Annotated in this window: 17 protein-coding genes and 1 riboswitch; of the genes, 9 read left to right on the top strand and 8 right to left on the bottom strand. The window is 53.0% G+C overall.

Features of this window, described 5'->3' with window-relative positions; translation table 11 throughout:
- Window positions 1-73: 73 nt before the first annotated feature.
- Window positions 74-730, bottom strand: coding sequence for a 3,4-dihydroxy-2-butanone-4-phosphate synthase (gene ribB / locus BL249_RS17475; protein ID WP_099706697.1), 657 nt, complete (start codon window positions 728-730; stop codon window positions 74-76).
- Window positions 731-837: 107 nt separating this feature from the next.
- A riboswitch (FMN riboswitch) is annotated at window positions 838-988 on the bottom strand.
- A 145-nt stretch (window positions 989-1,133) separates the two neighbouring features.
- On the opposite strand from ribB, the gene ubiK reads away from it, so the two are divergent.
- The gene (gene ubiK / locus BL249_RS17470) at window positions 1,134-1,415 is read left to right on the top strand and encodes a ubiquinone biosynthesis accessory factor UbiK (protein ID WP_099706698.1); all 282 of its coding nucleotides are present in this window, start codon (window positions 1,134-1,136) and stop codon (window positions 1,413-1,415) included.
- A gap of 36 nt (window positions 1,416-1,451) precedes the next feature.
- On the opposite strand, the gene hldE is transcribed toward ubiK, so the two are convergent.
- The 3 genes from hldE to BL249_RS17455 form a co-directional block, all read right to left on the bottom strand.
- Window positions 1,452-2,879, bottom strand: coding sequence for a bifunctional D-glycero-beta-D-manno-heptose-7-phosphate kinase/D-glycero-beta-D-manno-heptose 1-phosphate adenylyltransferase HldE (hldE, locus tag BL249_RS17465; RefSeq protein WP_099706699.1), 1,428 nt, complete (start codon window positions 2,877-2,879; stop codon window positions 1,452-1,454).
- 66 nt (window positions 2,880-2,945) lie between these two features.
- Complete coding sequence (glnE, locus tag BL249_RS17460) at window positions 2,946-5,816, bottom strand: bifunctional [glutamate--ammonia ligase]-adenylyl-L-tyrosine phosphorylase/[glutamate--ammonia-ligase] adenylyltransferase (protein WP_099706700.1); 2,871 nt, start codon at window positions 5,814-5,816, stop codon at window positions 2,946-2,948.
- A gap of 25 nt (window positions 5,817-5,841) precedes the next feature.
- Window positions 5,842-7,146, bottom strand: a complete 1,305-nt coding sequence (locus BL249_RS17455) for a CYTH domain-containing protein (RefSeq protein ID WP_099706701.1) — start codon at window positions 7,144-7,146, stop codon at window positions 5,842-5,844.
- Window positions 7,147-7,440: 294 nt separating this feature from the next.
- Between BL249_RS17455 and BL249_RS17450 the strand changes: the two genes are divergently transcribed.
- On the top strand, window positions 7,441-8,061 hold the full coding sequence (locus BL249_RS17450; RefSeq protein ID WP_099706702.1) for a TIGR04211 family SH3 domain-containing protein: 621 nt from the start codon (window positions 7,441-7,443) through the stop codon (window positions 8,059-8,061).
- A 107-nt stretch (window positions 8,062-8,168) separates the two neighbouring features.
- Window positions 8,169-9,395 (top strand): multifunctional CCA addition/repair protein, encoded by a 1,227-nt coding sequence (locus BL249_RS17445; RefSeq protein ID WP_099706703.1) that lies wholly within the window; start codon window positions 8,169-8,171, stop codon window positions 9,393-9,395.
- 33 nt (window positions 9,396-9,428) lie between these two features.
- On the opposite strand, the gene bacA is transcribed toward BL249_RS17445, so the two are convergent.
- Window positions 9,429-10,247, bottom strand: coding sequence for an undecaprenyl-diphosphate phosphatase (bacA, locus tag BL249_RS17440; RefSeq protein WP_099706704.1), 819 nt, complete (start codon window positions 10,245-10,247; stop codon window positions 9,429-9,431).
- Between the two features lie 139 nt (window positions 10,248-10,386).
- Window positions 10,387-10,752, bottom strand: a complete 366-nt coding sequence (gene folB / locus BL249_RS17435; protein ID WP_099706710.1) for a bifunctional dihydroneopterin aldolase/7,8-dihydroneopterin epimerase — start codon at window positions 10,750-10,752, stop codon at window positions 10,387-10,389.
- 107 nt (window positions 10,753-10,859) lie between these two features.
- Here folB and plsY point away from each other — a divergent pair, with 107 nt between their 5' ends.
- A complete protein-coding gene (gene plsY, locus BL249_RS17430; protein WP_099706705.1) occupies window positions 10,860-11,465 on the top strand; it encodes a glycerol-3-phosphate 1-O-acyltransferase PlsY in 606 nt (201 codons plus the stop codon).
- A 23-nt stretch (window positions 11,466-11,488) separates the two neighbouring features.
- On the opposite strand, the gene tsaD is transcribed toward plsY, so the two are convergent.
- Entirely contained in the window at window positions 11,489-12,499 is a 1,011-nt protein-coding gene (gene tsaD / locus BL249_RS17425; RefSeq protein ID WP_099706706.1) for a tRNA (adenosine(37)-N6)-threonylcarbamoyltransferase complex transferase subunit TsaD, read from the bottom strand.
- 263 nt (window positions 12,500-12,762) lie between these two features.
- Here tsaD and rpsU point away from each other — a divergent pair, with 263 nt between their 5' ends.
- The 3 genes from rpsU (at window position 12,763) to rpoD (ending at window position 17,043) form a co-directional block, all read left to right on the top strand.
- On the top strand, window positions 12,763-12,978 hold the full coding sequence (gene rpsU / locus BL249_RS17420; RefSeq protein ID WP_001144069.1) for a 30S ribosomal protein S21: 216 nt from the start codon (window positions 12,763-12,765) through the stop codon (window positions 12,976-12,978).
- Window positions 12,979-13,221: 243 nt separating this feature from the next.
- Window positions 13,222-14,967 carry a DNA primase gene (gene dnaG / locus BL249_RS17415; RefSeq protein ID WP_099706707.1) on the top strand — a complete coding sequence of 582 codons (1,746 nt, stop codon included), beginning with the start codon at window positions 13,222-13,224 and terminating at the stop codon, window positions 14,965-14,967.
- Between the two features lie 234 nt (window positions 14,968-15,201).
- Window positions 15,202-17,043 carry an RNA polymerase sigma factor RpoD gene (gene rpoD, locus BL249_RS17410; protein ID WP_099706708.1) on the top strand — a complete coding sequence of 614 codons (1,842 nt, stop codon included), beginning with the start codon at window positions 15,202-15,204 and terminating at the stop codon, window positions 17,041-17,043.
- A 67-nt stretch (window positions 17,044-17,110) separates the two neighbouring features.
- Here rpoD and mug read toward each other — a convergent pair whose 3' ends face one another.
- Entirely contained in the window at window positions 17,111-17,644 is a 534-nt protein-coding gene (mug, locus tag BL249_RS17405; RefSeq protein ID WP_099706709.1) for a G/U mismatch-specific DNA glycosylase, read from the bottom strand.
- 930 nt (window positions 17,645-18,574) lie between these two features.
- Here mug and BL249_RS17400 point away from each other — a divergent pair.
- Both BL249_RS17400 and BL249_RS17395 read left to right on the top strand, forming a co-directional pair.
- Window positions 18,575-18,910, top strand: coding sequence for an ammonium transporter (locus BL249_RS17400; RefSeq protein WP_168174295.1), 336 nt, complete (start codon window positions 18,575-18,577; stop codon window positions 18,908-18,910).
- Window positions 18,911-18,945: 35 nt separating this feature from the next.
- The coding region (locus tag BL249_RS17395) for an IS1 family transposase (RefSeq protein WP_342633895.1) at window positions 18,946-19,076 on the top strand (131 nt) is incomplete at its 3' end.

Genomic DNA, 19,076 nt, shown 5'->3' with positions numbered 1-19,076 from the left:
GATAATCAGAAAATTTGAACAAGTACCGGAAGGATGGCAGCCGGGCCATACATAGCCCGGCCGGCCTGATAAATTAACTCGCGTGACGGGTTTCCCGGGCGCGACGGTAAGACACCAGATCTTCAATGGTCACGACCGGCATGTGCTGCTGCCTGGCAAAGGCGATACATTGCGGCGCCCGCGCCATTGAACCATCATCATTGCTCAGTTCGCACAGCACGCCTGCAGGCTTGAAACCGGCAAGCGTAACCAAATCGAGCGTCGCTTCAGTATGACCACCGCGAGTCAATACGCCGCCTTCCCGTGCCCGCAGCGGAAAAACATGCCCAGGCCGATGCAAATCGTCCGGCCGCGCGTTATCGGCAATGGCGGCCCGAATAGTGGTAATACGGTCGCTGGCGGAAACGCCGGTAGTAACCCCGCGGGCCGCTTCAATGGTAACCGTAAAACCGGTGCCATAAGCGCTGGTGTTGTTTTCCACCATCATTGGCAAGTCGAGCTGACGCCGGCGTTCTTCAGTAATCACCAGACAAACAATACCGCTACCATGACGGATAGTCAGCGCCATTTGTTCAACGGTCATGGTTTCGGCCGCAAAGACCATATCACCTTCATTTTCACGATTTTCATCGTCAAGCACCATCACACCGCGGCCTGCGCGCAGCGCCGCAATGGCACGTTCCACACGCTGTTCCGGCGTGCCAAATTCAGAAAGTAGCGTCTGATTCATGGTAAGTTAACCTTATTAAGTATATGGGTTACCAGAATCAGGGCGGACTTAGGAGTGTCGTCAACGACGATATAACGGCAAGCGGGCGCACTACGCCCGACAGGAAACGTTACTCTCTCCCATCCGGACTGTAACCGTCGGCCCCGGAATTACACCGGATCTGCTGACCTTCAGGCTGAAAACCTGAAGCGCTCGCGGGCTTTCAGCCTGGGCTGATTTACCGCCGGTGGGGAATTTCACCCCGCCCTGAGAATAAGCGCATTCACTATAACGCCATCATCTGCCGGGCGCAATGTACAAAAAATGCCGGCATGGCGTGGAATGAGGTGTTTGACTTTCAGGTTTATCAATAGGCCAACAGCGATTACACTTAGCAGATATTTGCCGCCACCAGGACACTGTCATGATTGACCCGAAAAAAATCGAACAACTCGCTCGCCAGGTTCATGAATCAATGCCAAAAGGCATCCGGGAGTTTGGCGATGACGTCGAAAAAAAGATCCGCCAGACACTGCAGGCACAGCTTTCTAAGCTTGACCTGGTTAATCGTGAAGAGTTTGATGTGCAGACTCAAGTATTACTGCGCACCCGTGAAAAGCTGGCAGCCCTGGAACAACGTATAGCCGCGCTGGAGCAGCCTGCCGGCAACAACAACCCGGTGCTCAAAACCGAAGATACGCCATAACCAGGCGCTGGGCGGCACCCTGTCCGCCCACCCTGCTCAGCCGCTTTTTTTAATGCTGTTAATGATATTGCTGGTTGAGATACCATCTTCAAAATTCAGCACCCGCACTTCACCACCGTTAGCCCAGACTTCCTGACTGCCGGCTATCTCCTGCGGTTTATAATCACCCCCTTTTACCAGCAGGTCTGGCAAAATTTCACTGATTAAGCGTTGCGGGGTGTCCTCTTCAAAAGGCACCACCCAGTCCACTGCTTCAAGCGCCCCAAGCACAATCATGCGGTTAACCAGTGGATTTACCGGACGACTCTCCCCTTTCAGCCGTCGGGTGGACGCATCGCTATTCACCGCCACGATCAGCCGGTCTCCCAGCTTACGGGCATTGGCAAGATACGACACATGGCCGGCATGCAAAATATCAAAACAGCCGTTGGTCATCACCACTTTCTCGCCACGCTGACGCGCCAGAGCCACTGCCTGTTTAAGCTGAGTCTCATCCATCACGCCAAAGCCGCTTTCCGGGCGGGCATGAATTGCGTTTTCCAGTTCAACCGGTGACACCGTTGAAGTCCCCAGTTTTCCAACCACCACGCCGGCTGCAGCATTAGCCAGAAAACAGGATTCTTCAAGAGAATCCCCGGCAGCCAGTGCCGCTGCCAGCACGCCAATAACGGTATCGCCGGCACCGGTAACATCGTAAACCTCCTGCGCCTGGGTTGGCAGATGCAGCGGTGCCTTGCCCGGCTGCAGCAGCGTCATACCATTTTCTGAACGGGTTATCAGTAACGCGGACAGCGCAAACTGTTGGATCAGCGCCATACCCCGCTCAACCAGCACCTCTTCGGTGCTACAACGCCCGACCACGGCTTCGAATTCCGAAAGATTGGGCGTCAGCAGGGTCGCCCCGCGATAGCGTTCAAAATCCGTCCCTTTAGGATCGATCAGAACCGGCACCCCTGCCGTTCTGGCCAGCTGAATCATTTTCTGCACGCTACTCAGCGCGCCTTTGGCATAGTCAGACAACACCAGCGCACCGACAGGAGGCAGCGCTTTTGCAATACGCTCATGCAACGGTTGCGGGTCGACCTGCGCGAATCCTTTTTCAAAATCCAGCCGGATAAGCTGCTGATTACGGGAAAGCACCCGCAGCTTAGTGATCGTGGGGTGGCTGGCTAATGAGACAAAATCGCAGTGAACATGGCAGGCAGACAGGGTGCCAGCCAGCACCTTAGCCGCATCATCACGCCCCGTCAGACCAACCAGGTGGCAACCAACGCCCAGCGCTGCAATGTTCATGGCAACGTTGGCGGCGCCGCCCGGCCGCTCTTCTACCGTATCAACTTTCACTACCGGAACCGGCGCCTCGGGAGAAATACGGCTGGTCGGGCCGTACCAGTAGCGATCCAGCATAATATCGCCAACCACCAGAACGCCAGCATGGTTAAAATCGGGCAGCGTAACTTTCATTCCAGAGACTCCAGACAACGGTAAATAAGTTTGCGCGGATAATAGCATACATCCCGCCACCACTGGTTACTCATCGGCGCTATCACTCTCTGCCGCCACCAGCCAGCGCTGCCAGCTGGCATCAACCTGCTGTTTATGCTGACTGAACGCATCAGACTCCACATGGCCGGGCAACGCCTGCAGTGCCCGGTGATGCAAGGCATCGCGCAGGGCCACGTAGGCGGCGGTCAGGGCGTCCGCCTCCTCCTGCGCCATGCGAGCGTACTGCGCCATTAGCGCAAAGATACGCACATTATCAGACCAGCGGGTAAGCGCGGGCTGTCTGGCAGCATAGCGCAGCACCAGAAACTGGGCGATAAACTCAATATCGGTAATGCCACCAGGATCGGCTTTAATATCCCAGCGCCCTTTATGTTTGTTGCTGAGATGGTCACGCATTTTTTCCCGCATCCCTCGTACCTCGGTGCGTAGCTGAAGCGGATCGCGTACGCGGCAAAGAATCGCCCGACGGATGGCAGTAAAGCGTTCCGCCAGATCGGCGGCCCCGTAGACAATACGCGCCCGAACCAGCGCCTGATGTTCCCAGGTCCAGGCATCATCACGCTGATATGCCTCAAAAGCATCAAAGGTACTGACCAGCATACCCGCCGCACCCGACGGACGCAGGCGGGCATCGACTTCATACAAAATGCCTGACGACGTGCGCGTACTAAACAGATGCATAATGCGCTGTGCCAGCCGCAGGTAAAATTGCCGGCCGTCAATTTCACGTTCGCCACGGGTCATCACCTCGGCCGGGCAGTCATGTAAAAAAACCAGATCGAGATCGGAGCGATAACCCAGTTCCCAGCCGCCAAGCTTGCCATAACCGATAACGGCAAAGCCACGCGCCTGCTCGCTATCCAGATGTTCAGGGCGGCCATAACGTTGTACCATCATGCTCCACGCCTGCTGGACCACCGCGTCAATAATAGCTTCAGCCAGCCAGGTTAAATGATCGCTAACCTTCATCACCGCCAGAGTGCCTGCGATATCGGCAGCAGCAATACGCAGCTGTTGTACCTGCTTAAACTGGCGCAAAGCCTCCAGCTGCTGCTCTTCATCCTCAACCGGAACCCGTAACAAATATTGGCGAAGCTCGTCGCGGTAGGCTTCGGGAGCCGTGACCTGATAAAGCGTAGTGGGATCAAGCAACTCATCGAGCAACAGCGGATAACGCGCCAGCTGGCTGGCAATCATCGGCGAGGCGGCGCACAAACGAATCAGATGGCGCAGAGCCCCATGTGATTCGGTCAGTAATTCAAGATAGGTGCTGCGGGTTACCACGCTGAGCAGCAAAGGCACCAGCCGTTCGAGGGTTTCCACCGCGTCATCACGCGGACATATTTCCGCCAGCAGGCGCGGCATCAGCTGGTCCAGCGCCTGACGACCCCGGGGCCCAATGGTACGGCGATTACAATCCTGACGAAACCCGGTCATGACGTTTAATAAAGAGAGACGCGCGCTGTCATCAAGCTGCGGTACCAGCGGCAACAAATCGCTGTCTTCCAGCTGTTCCTGCCACAATCCAGCATAGAGGCCACCGTCAGTGGTGTCGTCATGCTCCGGTGCCTCATCTCCGATCAGCTCGTTAAAAATAACCCGCACCTGGCTCAGGTGACCGTCAAGCTGCTGACGCAGTGACTGCCAGTCAGGGTATCCCATCACCCAAGCCAGTCGCGCCCGATTAAGCTCATCGGCCGGCAGGGTCTGGGTTTGTTCATCGTTAATACTTTGCAGCAAATTCTCCAGCCGACGCAGAAAAAGATAGGCGGTACGCAGGGTTTCCACCTGGCCTGCAGTCAGCAGCCCCAGCTCACCTATCGCCGTCAGTGTCGGCAGCAATGAACGCCCCTGAAGCGTACGCTCACGTCCACCGCGTATCAGCTGAAACACCTGCACAATAAATTCAATTTCGCGAATGCCACCGGCACCAAGTTTGATATTGTCCACCAGGCCGCGGCGGCGAACTTCACGAGCAATCATGGCCTTCATGTTACGCAATGACTGGATCACGCTGAAATCAATATAGCGCCGGTAGACGAACGGACGCAGCATAGTGCGCAGTTCTTCACTCCAGCGGTCGTCGTCTTCCCCCATCAGGCGGGCTTTCACCATGGCGTAACGCTCCCAGTCCCGCCCCTGTTCCTGATAATAATCTTCCAGCGCGGCGAAACTCATCACCAGGGGACCACTGTCGCCAAACGGCCGCAAACGCATGTCCACGCGATAAACAAAACCCTCAGCAGTGGGCTGGTCAAGTACTTTAATCAGCCGCTGTCCCAGACGGGTAAAAAACTGAGCGTTATCCAGTTCACGCCTGCCGCCGTGAGTCACCCCGTTCTCCGGCCAGGTAAAAATCAGATCGATATCCGAAGAAAAATTAAGTTCATTGCCCCCAAGCTTGCCCATACCCAGTATCAGCAACGGCTGCGCGACGCCCTGAGCATTGCAGGGGGTGCCCATTTCACGACAGCAGGCGGCGTACAGCCAGTCGCGGGCCGCAACAATCAGCGTTTCAGCCAGGGTACTCAGTTGCAACAACGAACGCGCGGTTTTGCTGCTGTCGAGCGCCTGCATCCAGGCTATACGCATCAGCTTTTCTCGCCGGAACAGACGCAGCGCACGCATCAGCTGATTTTCATCCTGAACCTCTGCCAGCTGCTGCATCAGTTCAGCGCGATAGTCATTATGCTCATCAGGACTAGGCTGCTGTTGCAGCAGTCTTTGCCACCACTGAGGATGGCTTAATAACGCCTCGCTAATAAAATCACTGAAAGTGCAGACCGCGAGGGCATCACCGTCAGGCGCCGGCCCGTCAGGCAACCAGCCTGCCTTCAGCTGTTGATAACGCGCCTGCAGAGATGCAGGTAAGGGACGGGCTGATAATGGCAGCATAGTGACTCCTGAAGGTTACGCCAATTTACTGGCCGCTGTGTTTCCAGAAAGGAGATTGCTTCAGCGCCTCACGGGTCTGCGCTTTGAATTGCGACTGCTGACGCTGCATGATCGTTTCCGCCAGCAGCTGCCAGGGTTCCAGCCAGCGGGTCACCGCCACCGGATCATAAGCCCCTCCCAGCAGATGCACCGCCTGCAGCTGACGCTGCAGGCGGATTAACTTATCCTGATACTGCCCACTCAGCTGAATCCCCTGAAACGTTTCCCGTAAATCAGCGGCAATGCGTGACAACATAATATCGGCAAAGCGCTTAAACGACCCTTGCAGCCGGGCATTGTCCTTTTCACTGAGAAACGACTGCCAGCGTTTACCGGCCAGCCAGTCAGTCAGCGCTAACTGCGCTTGCAACCAGTCCGGAGAAAAACACAGGCTCGCCGCATCGGGTGACTCAGCTTCCAGGCTATTTTCCAGCGCGGTTAATTTCTGACGCAGACTGGCACTGGCTTTGCGTGGCACCAGGGCGCCAAAGAGCGTCAGGGTTTCCCGGATCAACGACAGCGCGGTTTTGATTTCTGCCAGTGCATCGGGGCAATCGCGTAGCCAGAGCTCTTCGTGGTATTGCCACTGCGCCAGGCCCAGCTGCAACGCCGCCTGCATTCCCTCTTCGACGCTGGCTTTCTTTTTCACCTTTAGCAACGGCACCGGACGCAGCGGCCGCTCGGGGTTACCCTGGGCCAGAGCATAACCGCGGGCGGCTTTACTCAGACTGCCGAGGCGTAACCCCGCATATCCCGCCAGGCTTCCCGCAAATGCCATCAGTTCTTCCCGGGTACCGCTTTTTAACTCCAGCTCAATTTCATGCAGCGGTTCGCTAAGCGAACCGGCAACCACCTCGCCGCGATCAAGCGCTACTTCAATCTCGCTTTGCTGGTAGTTCACCAGCCATCTCTCACGGATAAAATGCGTACTGAATAAGGCTGAAAGCCGCTTTTGTAATGCTGTGACATCGGTATTGTCCGGCCAGACCGTCTGCGGCAGCAAGGCAATATCCAGCGTTGGCTGGCTGAGCGGAATATTATATTCCGCTCGCTGATGCAACCCACCGATACTGGCGCCTTTCCCCTTGAGGGTCATCTCATAGCTGTCGCCAAAACCGCGAATACGCAACCCGATATCCCAGCGTCGTAGCTGATTATCAGCGGTTTCATAATAAATATTGGTCAGCTTCTCGCCCGGTATATGCTGATGCGGCCAGGCGGCCAGCCATTGCGGCAGATTTAATACTGCCTGCTCATTGGCAATGAACTTTATTTCGATTTCAATGGTCATATTTTTCTGATTTAACTTGTTACCAGTAAAATTGGTGTGTTGAACGTGATTATAACCCTCTTTTTCCGGCTGTTTTTGTCGTTATGACTGACAGAAACAACAATTCTGGTGCTATAAAGGAATTAGGGTATCTTTAATTAAGTGCAGCATGACGGTTTGTCGCTGGCGCAGCCAGCACTTTCCGGTCCAACCTCTCAGCATTATGAGACCAGGATAGTTCTCATTCAGATTCATGTGATGGGGTTTCAGACTGAGCTTTTACTTTTGTCCCGGACTTAACCAAAAAGACATCTAATGAAAAAAATACATCTGATTAGCCTGACTTTCCTGGCTGTTAGCGCCGCAAATATTGTCCATGCAGAGGATACACGTTACGTTTCTGATGAACTGACCACCTGGCTACGCAGCGGCCCCGGCGACCAGTATCGACTAACAGGAACCGTTAACGCCGGTGAAGCGGTCACCCTATTGCAAACTAACGAAAATACCCATTATGGTCAGATTCGTGACGCAAACGGGCGTACTGCATGGATCCCCCTGTCACAACTCAACAATCAACCCAGCCTGCGCACCCGCGTTCCGCAGCTTGAACAGCAGGTAAAAGTGCTGAGCGATAAGCTAAACAATATCGACAGCAGCTGGAACCAGCGCACCGCCGATATGCAGAAAAAAGTGGCGGCCAGCGACGGCATTATTAATGGCCTGAAAAATGAGAACGAACAGCTTAAAAATCAGCTGATTGTAGCAAAAAAGAAAGTCAATGCGGCCAACGTTCAGCTTGATGATAAACAGCGTGCCATTATTATGCAGTGGTTCATGTATGGCGGAGGGGTTGCCGGTATTGGTCTGTTGTTTGGCCTGTTATTGCCGCACATGATCCCGCGCCGGAAAAGAAAAGACCGCTGGATGAACTAAACCGCACCAGCCAGCTAAAATGAATAGACTGCGGACATAGCGGCTAATGCCTTTTTGTGCCGATGGCTTTGTCATAACATAGCCTTTCTCAGGTTGCGGAGTACGCCGTGAAAACCTTTCTTGTCGGTGGAGCAGTACGCGATACCCTGCTGAATATACCGGTGAAAGACCGGGACTGGGTGGTGGTCGGCGCCTCGCCGCAGGAAATGCTGGCGCAAGGCTTTAAGCAGGTAGGCCGTGATTTCCCGGTTTTTTTACATCCGCACACTCAGGAAGAGTATGCGCTGGCCCGCACCGAGCGAAAAAGCGGCAGCGGCTATACCGGCTTTGTTTGCTACAGTGCACCGGATGTTACCTTAGAGCAGGATCTGCAGCGGCGGGATCTGACCATTAATGCCATCGCCCGCGATGCCAACGGTAAATATTACGATCCCTGGCACGGACGTCGCGATCTGCAACAACGGTTGCTGCGCCATGTTTCACCGGCCTTCAATGAAGATCCGCTGCGGGTGCTGCGGGTTGCCCGATTTGCCGCCCGCTATGCCCATTTAAACTTTCGCATTGCCGATGAAACCGCCGCGCTAATGCGCCAGATGACCGCCAGCGGCGAACTACGTGCGCTCAATGCCGAACGGGTCTGGAAAGAAACTGAAAATGCCCTTAGCACTGCCAATCCGCAGGTTTACTTCCAGACCCTGAGAAACTGCGGAGCGCTGGCGGTGCTGTTTCCGGAAATCGACCGCCTGTTTGGCGTACCGGCGCCGGCAAAATGGCATCCGGAAATCGATAGCGGTGTCCACACGCTGATGACGCTGGCAATAGCCGCACGGCTTAGCCCACAGGTGGATGTCCGTTTTGCCAGCCTGTGCCACGACATCGGCAAAGGCCTGACGCCGCCAGACCAGTGGCCCAGCCATCACGGACATGGTCCAGCCGGTGTGCCGCTGGTTACTGCACTCTGTCAGCGACTGCGCGTCCCTCACGCGATTTGCGATCTGGCACAGCTGGTCACCGAATTTCATGATCTGGTGCACACCATTGAACAACAGCCGGCTGAAACGCTGATTAACCTGTTCGACCGGATTGATGCCTGGCGTAAACCACAGCGGGTAGAACAGATAGCCCTGACCAGCGAAGCAGATGCCCGCGGACGAGCCGGTATGGAGAGCCACCCCTACCCACAGGGCCATTATCTGCGTACGGCCTGGCAGGTAGCGCGCAGCGTTGAAACTCAGGCGGTTATTGAGGCAGGGTTTCAGGGGGCCGGGGTTCGTGCTGAACTGACGCGACGTCGTATCGCCAGACTGGCCGCCTGGCAGGCTGAAGGCAGATAAAGGCGGCACAAAGCCGCCCCTGCAGCCTGAAGGTCAGACAAACACCATGTAAACCACGGCAGCAATGATAAAACGATAAATTGCAAAGGGAACGAACGAAATATTCTGGATCAGTTTCAGAAAGATTTTAATGGCAATCAGGGCAACAATAAACGCCGTGACAAAACCGACAGCAAACAGCGGAAAATCACTCATTTGGAGGAACGGCAGACTTTTATAAAGATCGAGCGCCGTCGCCCCTATCATCATCGGAACCGCAAGAATAAAGGAAAACTCAGAAGCCGCGTAGCGGCTGACGCCCATTAGCATGCCGCCGGAAATGGTGGCGCCTGAACGTGAAAAGCCGGGCCACAGTGCCAGACACTGAAAACAACCAATCATAAAACACTGACGATAAGTGAGATCATCAATACCGACGGCTTTCGGCTGTTTAGGTTTTAAAAATTCCCCCGCCAGCAGCAGAAAGCCACCGACAATCAGGGCATACATCACGTTGACTGGATTAAACAACGATTTAATGGCGTCATGTAATAACAGACCCAGCACCACCGCCGGCACCATGCCCAGCAAAATATGCAGCAGATTCAACTGTCCGATTCCGGTACCTTCATGGGGAACGCGGCCAAAATGAATACCAATCAGACTGAATAAACGGCGCCAGAACATCACCACCACGGCCAGAATAGAGCCGAGCTGGATAACCACTTCAAAGGTATCAGCGGTATTCCCTTCAAAGCCAAGAAGGTGGCCCACAATAATCATATGTCCGGTGGAAGAAACAGGAAGAAATTCCGTCAATCCTTCCACTATGCCGAGGATACATGCCACCCATAGCTGGTGAATATCTGCCATCAAATCTACCCCTTTCCTTATCAAAACCACTAAAAAGGCGGTGCGCTATGCAACCGCCATTAAAATATGCCTGTTAATCATTAGGCTTAGCTTAAGACACAGCATAATGTGGTTTGGTTTCCGGATGATGGCAATCACCTCAGGACAGTTTCGGAATTGTTCCCCGTTCAATCACCACGCCCACCGCGCGCGCCTGAGCAACCGCACTGGGTTTACTCACGCGAATCCGCACCCAGGGGGTATTAAATTCGTTAATCAGGCCTTGAGCCAGCTCTTCTGCGACACGTTCTACCAAGGCAAAGCGTCCACCTGAGACATGTCCGATAATGAATTCAGCTACGTCGGCATAACTCAGGCAGTCAGTGACATCATCGCTTTGCGCCGCAGGACGGTTATCCCAGGCCATTTCAACATCGAACACCAGTTTTTGCCGGATCGCTTGCTCCCAGTCGTAAACGCCAATGGTGCTAATGACCTCTAATTGCTCAATAAATACTATATCCATCATCGACATCTCTGTTTTTGTGCTGGCCGGATACCACTTACAGACAATTATGCGTATTATCCGTAGATGATGACAATAAAACGACCTGTATTAGACGGAACTGTGTTATGAGTGTACTCGCACCTGGCATGATCATTTTCGCGTACCTGTGTGGTTCCATCTCCAGCGCTATCCTGATTTGCCGCCTGGTCGGGCTGCCCGATCCCCGGGGAGAAGGTTCCGGTAATCCCGGTACCACTAATGTATTGCGGATTGGCGGCAAAGCGGCAGCGGCAACCGTGCTGGTTTGCGACATCTTAAAAGGCATGGTCCCCGTCTGGCTGGCATATTATCTTGGGCTCTCTCCGCTCTGGCTGGGGCTGATTGCTATTGCCGCCTGCCTTGGCCATATCTACCCGATATTTTTTCACTTCCAGGGAGGTAAAGGCGTGGCCACCGCCTTTGGTGCCATTGCCCCGATTGGCTGGGATCTGACGGGACTGATGATAGGCACCTGGCTGTTAACGGTACTACTGAGCGGTTACGCCTCGCTGGGGGCAATTATCAGCGCGCTGATTGCGCCATTCTATGTCTGGTGGTTTAAGCCACAATTTACCTTTCCGGTTTCCCTGCTGTCATGCCTGATTCTGTTGCGCCATCATGACAATATTCAGCGCCTCTGGCGCGGTCAGGAAAATCGCCTGTGGAAACGCAAGCCACGCGGTAAATCCTGACGGAACCACGCGCGCCGGGATGATTACCCGGTCAGTTCCGCCAGCGGCCAGCGCGGACGAACGGTAACATTCAGCGGTTCGCTGGCACCGTTTTTCAGCCGCACCATGCCTGCATATGCAATCATGGCGCCGTTATCAGTACAAAACGCAGGCCGGGCATAAAACACGGCTCCGCCCCGGGCTTTCATCATGCTATCGAGATGCGAACGCAGCGTGCGGTTAGCGCTGACGCCGCCGGCAATCACCAGCCGCCGAAAACCAGTTTGCTCCAGCGCACGTTTACATTTAATCGCCAGTGTATCCACCACCGCATCTTCAAAGGCGCGGGCAATGTCAGCATGCGTTTGTGCATCCTGCGGATTTTCCCGCACCGTGTTCGCCGCGAAGGTTTTCAGACCAGAAAAGCTGAAATCCAGCCCCGGCCGGTCGGTCATAGGCCGCGGAAAACGGAAACGGCCCGCAACCCCCTGTTGCGCCATACGTGACAGCTGCGCGCCGCCAGGGTAATCCAGCCCCAGCAACTTAGCGGTTTTATCAAACGCCTCACCTGCTGCATCGTCAACAGACTCGCCAAGCAACTGATACGCACCAATGGCGGTGACGCTAATAAGCTGGGTATGGCCACCGGATACCAGCAGGGCAACAAAAGGAAAATCCGGTGGATTATCCTCCAGCATCGGCGCCAGCAAATGGCCTTCCATGTGATGTACCGCCACTGCCGGTACCTGCCAGGCAAACGCCAGAGCACGGCCAATGGTCGCACCAACCAGCAACGCGCCAACCAATCCCGGACCTGCGGTATAGGCAACCGCGTCAATATCCTCTGGCTGTAACGCCGCCTCTTTCAGTGCCGCCTTAATTAGCGGCACGGTTTTGCGCACGTGATCGCGTGACGCCAGTTCCGGCACCACCCCGCCATAATCAGCGTGCAGCTTTACCTGGCTATAAAGTTGGTTTGCCAGCAAACCGTGTGTCTCATCATAAATGGCGACGCCGGTTTCATCACAGGATGTTTCAATACCCAGAACACGCATGGTTAATCACCTCGTTAGTGCGGCGCGAAGTGTAGCACGAACCCGCCGTCACAGGCGATTCTGACAGATGCCTTTTTGTTTTGACCACAATGCGCTATACTCGCCAGCCTGCAAAAACCGGCAGCCGCACAGGCGACGTTGTTGGTTTCGTATTGCTTTGGTGCTTTACAACGCAGCCTGTGTTGAAGTAAAATTCCGCACCATTTTGAAACAAGCTGGCAAAAGGCCAGCGGCAAAACCGAATTTATTGAGGTGAGAGTTACATGCCGGTAATTAAAGTACGTGAAAACGAGCCGTTTGACGTAGCACTGCGTCGCTTTAAACGTTCCTGTGAAAAAGCAGGCGTTCTGGCTGAAGTTCGTCGTCGTGAATTTTATGAAAAACCAACGACTGAACGTAAGCGCGCTAAAGCGTCTGCTGTTAAGCGTCACGCCAAAAAACTGGCTCGCGAAAACGCACGTCGCACTCGTCTGTACTAATTTGCTACCGGAGTTTTCTCCGGATACCACAGACAAGCAGTCGTTAACGAGCCGTGCATCCGGAAGGAATGCGCGGCTTGTTGTCGTTTATAGCATTCGTAAAAATCCATCCCGCCGGCCGCTAACGGCACCGGGGAATGGCAAGGCAGCAAGTGAGCGAATCCCCGGGAGCATACTCCAGTATGTGACCGGGGTGAACGAATGCCGCTAACGCAGCATCAGGCTGAAAGATGAAGGGGAAAAATGGCTGGAAGAATACCACGCGCATTCATCAGTGACCTGCTCGCCCGCACCGACATCGTCGATTTAATAGATGCGCGTGTGAAGCTTAAAAAGCAGGGCAAGAATTATCACGCGTGTTGTCCTTTCCACAATGAAAAGACCCCCTCTTTTACCGTCAACGGTGATAAGCAGTTTTACCACTGTTTTGGCTGTGGCGCTCATGGTAATGCCATCGACTTCCTGATGAATTTTGATCGTCTGGAGTTCGTAGAAAGTATTGAAGAACTGGCGACGCGGTATGGTCTGGAAATTCCTTACGAGACCGGCAGCGCGCCGGGTCAGATTGAACGCCATCAGCGCCAGAATTTATACCAGCTGATGGAAGGACTGAACGATTTTTATCAGCAATCATTATCCCAACCTGCTGCCGGTGCGGCCCGCGATTATCTGACAAAACGCGGTCTCAGCGACGAAGTGATTAAACACTTTGCTATCGGCTTTGCCCCGGCAGGTTGGGATAATGTGCTGAAACGTTTTGGTCAGCAGCCGGAAAACCGCCAGTCGCTGATCGATGCCGGCATGCTGGTCACCAACGATCAGGGCCGCAGTTACGATCGCTTTCGCGAACGGGTGATGTTTCCGATTCGTGATAAGCGCGGTCGGGTGATTGGCTTTGGTGGCCGGGTCGTTGGTGACGGGTTGCCAAAATACCTCAACTCACCGGAAACAGATATTTTTCACAAAGGCCGTCAGCTGTACGGCCTGTATGAAGCACAGAAAAATCACCCGCAACCGATGAAGCTGCTGGTGGTTGAAGGCTATATGGATGTGGTGGCGCTGGCGCAGTTTGGTATCGATTATTCGGTAGCCTCACTGGGCACCTCCACGACGGCGGAACATATCCAGCTGCTGTTTCGCAACACCGACAACGTGGTCTGCTGTTATGACGGCGACCGGGCCGGACGGGAAGCAGCCTGGCGCGCGCTGGAAACCGCACTGCCCTATATGACCGATGGCCGGCAGCTGCGTTTTATGTTTCTGCCAGACGGCGAAGATCCTGATTCACTGGTGCGTAAAGAAGGCAAACAGGCTTTTGAAGCACGGATGGATAACGCGCTGCCGCTGTCGGGATTTTTATTTGATTCGCTATTGCCACAGGTCGATCTGGCAACACCCGATGGACGCGTCCGACTCAGTGCGCTGGCGCTGCCGCTGATAAGTCAGGTCCCCGGCGAAACGCTGCGCATTTATCTGCGTCAGCAATTGGGCAACAAGCTGGGGATTCTCGATGACAATCAGCTGGAAAAGCTGATGCCGCGACAGGCTGAAAATGCTAAATCCGTGGCACCCGCACAGCTAAAACGCACAACTATGCGTATACTTATTGGCTTGCTGGTGCAAAATCCTGCGCTGGCCGCTCAGGTGCCTTCTCTGGCCGGATTGAATGAAGAAAAACAGCCAGGCCTCGGGCTGTTTAACCAGCTGGTTGACGCCTGTAATGAGCACCCGGGCATCACCACAGGACAGTTACTGGAGCGTTATCGCGGGACAAAATATGCCGCGACCCTTGAAAAACTGTCGGTGTGGGACGATATAGCTGATACAGACATTGCTGAAAAAACGTTCACGGATGCGTTGAATCACCTCCTTGATTCCGCACTTGAACTACGATTAAACGAATTGATTGCGCGTGCGCGTACCCAGGGTCTTACCCCGCAGGAACGCGAAGAAGTCCAGGTACTGAATCAGGTCCGGATGAAAAAATAGCGATGACGGATTTACCCGGGACAGCAGCCAGGTCCGCTAACAGCCTTTTGAGGTTGCAACAGAGGTAAGTCAGGTCAGTTCACAGGATTCAAGCGGCTTAAGTGCCGATTATCCACCAGGGATAACCTGGTAGCCGCCGTGCGGGCAGCGGCAATAACCAAAAGCCCGCATAGTATTTGTTGGCAGTTTAGCCGACCGACACCAACCTAATAACAGAAGTGTGGATACCGTCTTATGGAGCAAAACCCGCAGTCACAGCTTAAGCTGCTTGTCACACGTGGTAAGGAGCAAGGCTATCTGACCTATGCTGAGGTCAATGACCATCTGCCGGAAGATATCGTCGACTCCGATCAGATCGAAGACATCATCCAGATGATCAACGACATGGGTATTCAGGTGGTTGAAGAAGCCCCGGATGCCGATGATCTGATGCTCAATGAAAACAGCACGGATACCGACGAAGATGCCGCTGAAGCAGCGGCGCAGGTGTTATCCAGTGTGGAATCCGAAATTGGCCGCACTACCGACCCGGTACGCATGTACATGCGTGAAATGGGCACGGTTGAGCTGTTAACCCGCGAAGGCGAAATTGACATCGCCAAACGTATAGAAGACGGGATCAATCAGGTTCAATGCTCCGTTGCTGAATATCCCGAAGCGATTACCTATCTGCTGGATCAATACGATCGTGTTGAAGCCGGTGAAGCCCGGCTTTCCGATCTGATTACCGGCTTTGTCGATCCTAATGCGGAAGAAGACCTGGCACCGACCGCCACCCACGTTGGGTCTGAGCTCTCAGAAGAAGAGCGCGACGACGATGACGATGACGAAGATGGCGACGACGACAGCAGTGACGACGACAACAGCATTGATCCTGAGCTGGCGCGCGAGAAGTTTGGCGAGTTGCATACGCAATACGAGTCAACCCGCGTCACAATCAAAGCCAAAGGGCGCAGTCACGCCGACGCGATTGAAGAGATCCAGAAACTTTCAGAAGTCTTCAAACAGTTCCGTCTGGTTCCAAAGCAATTTGACTATCTGGTCAACAATATGCGTGAAATGATGGAGCGTGTCCGTACCCAGGAACGCATCATCATGAAACTCTGTGTTGAACAGTGCAAAATGCCGAAGAAAAATTTCATTACCCTGTTCACCGGTAATGAAACCAGCGAAACCTGGTTTCAGGCGGCGCAGGCAATGAACAAACCCTGGTCGGAAAAGCTGCAGGAAGTGGCCGATGATGTTCAGCGCAGCCTGCTCAAACTGTCACAGATTGAAGAAGAAACCGGGCTGACCATCGAGCAGGTGAAAGATATCAACCGGCGTATGTCCATCGGTGAAGCGAAAGCGCGTCGGGCCAAAAAAGAGATGGTGGAAGCTAACCTGCGTCTGGTTATCTCCATTGCCAAAAAGTACACCAATCGCGGCCTGCAGTTTCTCGACCTGATTCAGGAAGGTAACATTGGCCTGATGAAAGCGGTTGATAAATTTGAATACCGCCGAGGCTATAAGTTTTCGACTTATGCCACCTGGTGGATCCGCCAGGCGATTACGCGTTCTATCGCTGACCAGGCCCGTACCATTCGTATCCCGGTTCATATGATTGAAACCATTAACAAACTCAATCGTATTTCCCGCCAGATGCTGCAGGAAATGGGGCGCGAGCCAACGCCGGAAGAGCTGGCTGAGCGTATGCTGATGCCGGAAGATAAAATTCGTAAAGTGCTGAAAATTGCCAAAGAACCAATCTCAATGGAAACGCCGATTGGTGACGATGAAGATTCACATCTGGGTGATTTTATTGAAGACACCACGCTGGAACTGCCGCTGGACTCAGCCACTTCGGAAAGTCTGCGCTCAGCCACCCATGATGTGCTGGCCGGGCTAACCGCGCGTGAAGCAAAGGTACTGCGTATGCGTTTCGGTATTGATATGAACACTGACCATACGCTGGAAGAAGTGGGTAAACAGTTTGACGTTACCCGTGAGCGTATTCGTCAGATTGAAGCAAAAGCCTTGCGTAAACTGCGCCATCCCAGCCGTTCAGAAGTGTTGCGCAGCTTCCTCGACGACTAAACAGCCGTCAATCCGCTCTTGTAAAAACCCCGGTTCCCCGGGGTTTTTTATTACCTGCGGTGTGCTATCAGCGGCCACGCGACGCCAGCGCCCGTTCCAGTTCACGATAGAGTTGCACCAGCTTGTCCAGTGATGCACGATTCAGCCCGCTGGGATTAGGCAGCAGCCAGACTTCAGTGTCACCAATTGTCACCGGCTGACGCCCCCATTCAGCCTGAGGCTGACGAAAGGCTTTTTTATAAGCATCTTTACCGAGGACCGCCAGCACCAGCGGCTGATAGCGCTGAACTTTTTCTACCAGCTGACGCCCCCCTTCTTTTAACTCATCGCGCTCAACCTCTCCTGCCTGTACTGTTGGCCGCGTGACCAGCATGGTAATGCCACAGCCGGTATCCAGCAATGACTGCTCCTGTTCGGGTTTTAACTGGCGCTCAGTGAAACCAGCCTGCCAGATAACTTTCCAGAAACGGTTGCCCGGATGGGCAAAATGGTAGCCAGTATGGGCCGATGATTTCCCCGGATTAATACCGCAGAACAACACTCGCAGACCCGGTTCAATAATGTCCTGAATAGCCTGGTCGTTAACCCGATCTTCGCTCAAGATAGCTCCTGTATTTCATCAACGGGGAAGTCACTTAGTATCGCATAGTCACCCCCTGCCTGCGGCGTCACCATCAGATTTTCTTTGTCAGCGCAGAGTGTCCTCGGTGTTTTTTGTTTTCATGGCACAACAACCATTGCCGGTTACAGCCCATCTGTCAGGGATGCAGATCCGAACGGTGACAGAAGAAGCCGGCATTAAGAAAAAAGCCAAAATGTCTTTTTGAGCGGCTAATATCAGCCGGTGATTTCCTTTCCTCTTAGGGCGGGATGCCTGCCTTTTGACCTTCCCTGTCTTTACCCTGCGCCTGTTACCCCCAATACATCAGAAAAAAATTACGTTAATTTGATATGATTTTGTTTATTTTCAATACGATAATAAAAAACCTATTACCAGATGACGTCTTTAATACTGACTCGCGGTTGCAGCAAAAAATGCGGTCACCGCACAATTCGATCGTCGGTAACTTGTTATCAAACGTACATTTTCATCGTACTCACAACAGGTAACGCTATAGATAAAATTACTGAAAAAATGAAGAGTTAGTCTCTTATTCGGTAAAAAATCCGCCCTTTCGTGATCGTCATTAACGATCAAAAATGCTTATTCAATAGGCATGGTCTTTCATTGTCAAAAAATTGATCGATATAATGTATTTCACATTACTCTGGCCACACTATATTGTCGTTTCAACTTTAGAGAATTAATCAGAAATAAATAAACCTGATATTAAAATAAATAGCGACAGAGAAAAAGAGGTTATCACTATGTAAAAATAACATTCAGCAATCATTGGTTAATAAAAAGAACAAAAACAAACAACGAAAAATACAAACGTTGCCGCTGGGATAACACTTATCAGTCAGGAATACTTTTCTGCGTTAGAAATCAAGCAGAGAAGATAAACGCACTGTCGTACAGGGAAGATATATGAGTGATTATATGAATATGCTCAGGCTTTTTGATGCCGCCAACGTTTCATTTATTTTATTATGCAGCAGCCTTGTTATGTTAATGACACCCGGGCTGGCTTTTTTTTATGGCAGACTGGTTTCAAGAAAAAGTATCGTTACTATTATGCTACAGTGTTTTATTTCGATGAGCTGGATAGCTATATTATGGTTTGCTGTTGGTTACTCACTGAGCTTTGCCCCTTCATCAAATGGTATCATTGGCGATCCATTGCATTATGCATTTTTAAATAACATCAGCCCACAAACACTCTATCAAGGCAATCATGCGGGGGTGATGCCTCTAATTGGTTGAATCTGATGTATAATGCGGGCTTTTGAGGTTCTCTTATGGCCAGCGTTAACGTTCATTGTCCCCGTTGTCAGTCTGTTCAGGTTTACCGCCATGGTCAGAACCCTAAAGGCTATGACAGATTTCGCTGCCGTGACTGCCACCGCGTGTTTCAACTCACTTACGCTTA

Source organism: Erwinia sp. OLFS4, from assembly GCF_002752165.1.
Taxonomy (GTDB): Bacteria; Pseudomonadota; Gammaproteobacteria; order Enterobacterales; family Enterobacteriaceae; genus Izhakiella.
This window is presented reverse-complemented; position numbering and strand designations above follow the sequence as displayed.

Bases quoted from the DNA above. Each gene is read 5' to 3' on its own strand.
- glnE (WP_099706700.1), bottom strand. From the start codon at position 5,816: ATGCTGCCATTATCAGCCCGTCCCTTACCTGCATCTCTGCAGGCGCGT.
- BL249_RS17455 (WP_099706701.1), bottom strand. From the start codon at position 7,146: ATGACCATTGAAATCGAAATAAAGTTCATTGCCAATGAGCAGGCAGTA.
- ubiK (WP_099706698.1), top strand. From the start codon at position 1,134: ATGATTGACCCGAAAAAAATCGAACAACTCGCTCGCCAGGTTCATGAA.
- bacA (WP_099706704.1), bottom strand. From the start codon at position 10,247: ATGGCAGATATTCACCAGCTATGGGTGGCATGTATCCTCGGCATAGTG.
- BL249_RS17450 (WP_099706702.1), top strand. From the start codon at position 7,441: ATGAAAAAAATACATCTGATTAGCCTGACTTTCCTGGCTGTTAGCGCC.
- rpoD (WP_099706708.1), top strand. From the start codon at position 15,202: ATGGAGCAAAACCCGCAGTCACAGCTTAAGCTGCTTGTCACACGTGGT.
- folB (WP_099706710.1), bottom strand. From the start codon at position 10,752: ATGGATATAGTATTTATTGAGCAATTAGAGGTCATTAGCACCATTGGC.
- BL249_RS17400 (WP_168174295.1), top strand. From the start codon at position 18,575: ATGAGTGATTATATGAATATGCTCAGGCTTTTTGATGCCGCCAACGTT.
- rpsU (WP_001144069.1), top strand. From the start codon at position 12,763: ATGCCGGTAATTAAAGTACGTGAAAACGAGCCGTTTGACGTAGCACTG.
- ribB (WP_099706697.1), bottom strand. From the start codon at position 730: ATGAATCAGACGCTACTTTCTGAATTTGGCACGCCGGAACAGCGTGTG.
- tsaD (WP_099706706.1), bottom strand. From the start codon at position 12,499: ATGCGTGTTCTGGGTATTGAAACATCCTGTGATGAAACCGGCGTCGCC.
- plsY (WP_099706705.1), top strand. From the start codon at position 10,860: ATGAGTGTACTCGCACCTGGCATGATCATTTTCGCGTACCTGTGTGGT.
- dnaG (WP_099706707.1), top strand. From the start codon at position 13,222: ATGGCTGGAAGAATACCACGCGCATTCATCAGTGACCTGCTCGCCCGC.
- hldE (WP_099706699.1), bottom strand. From the start codon at position 2,879: ATGAAAGTTACGCTGCCCGATTTTAACCATGCTGGCGTTCTGGTGGTT.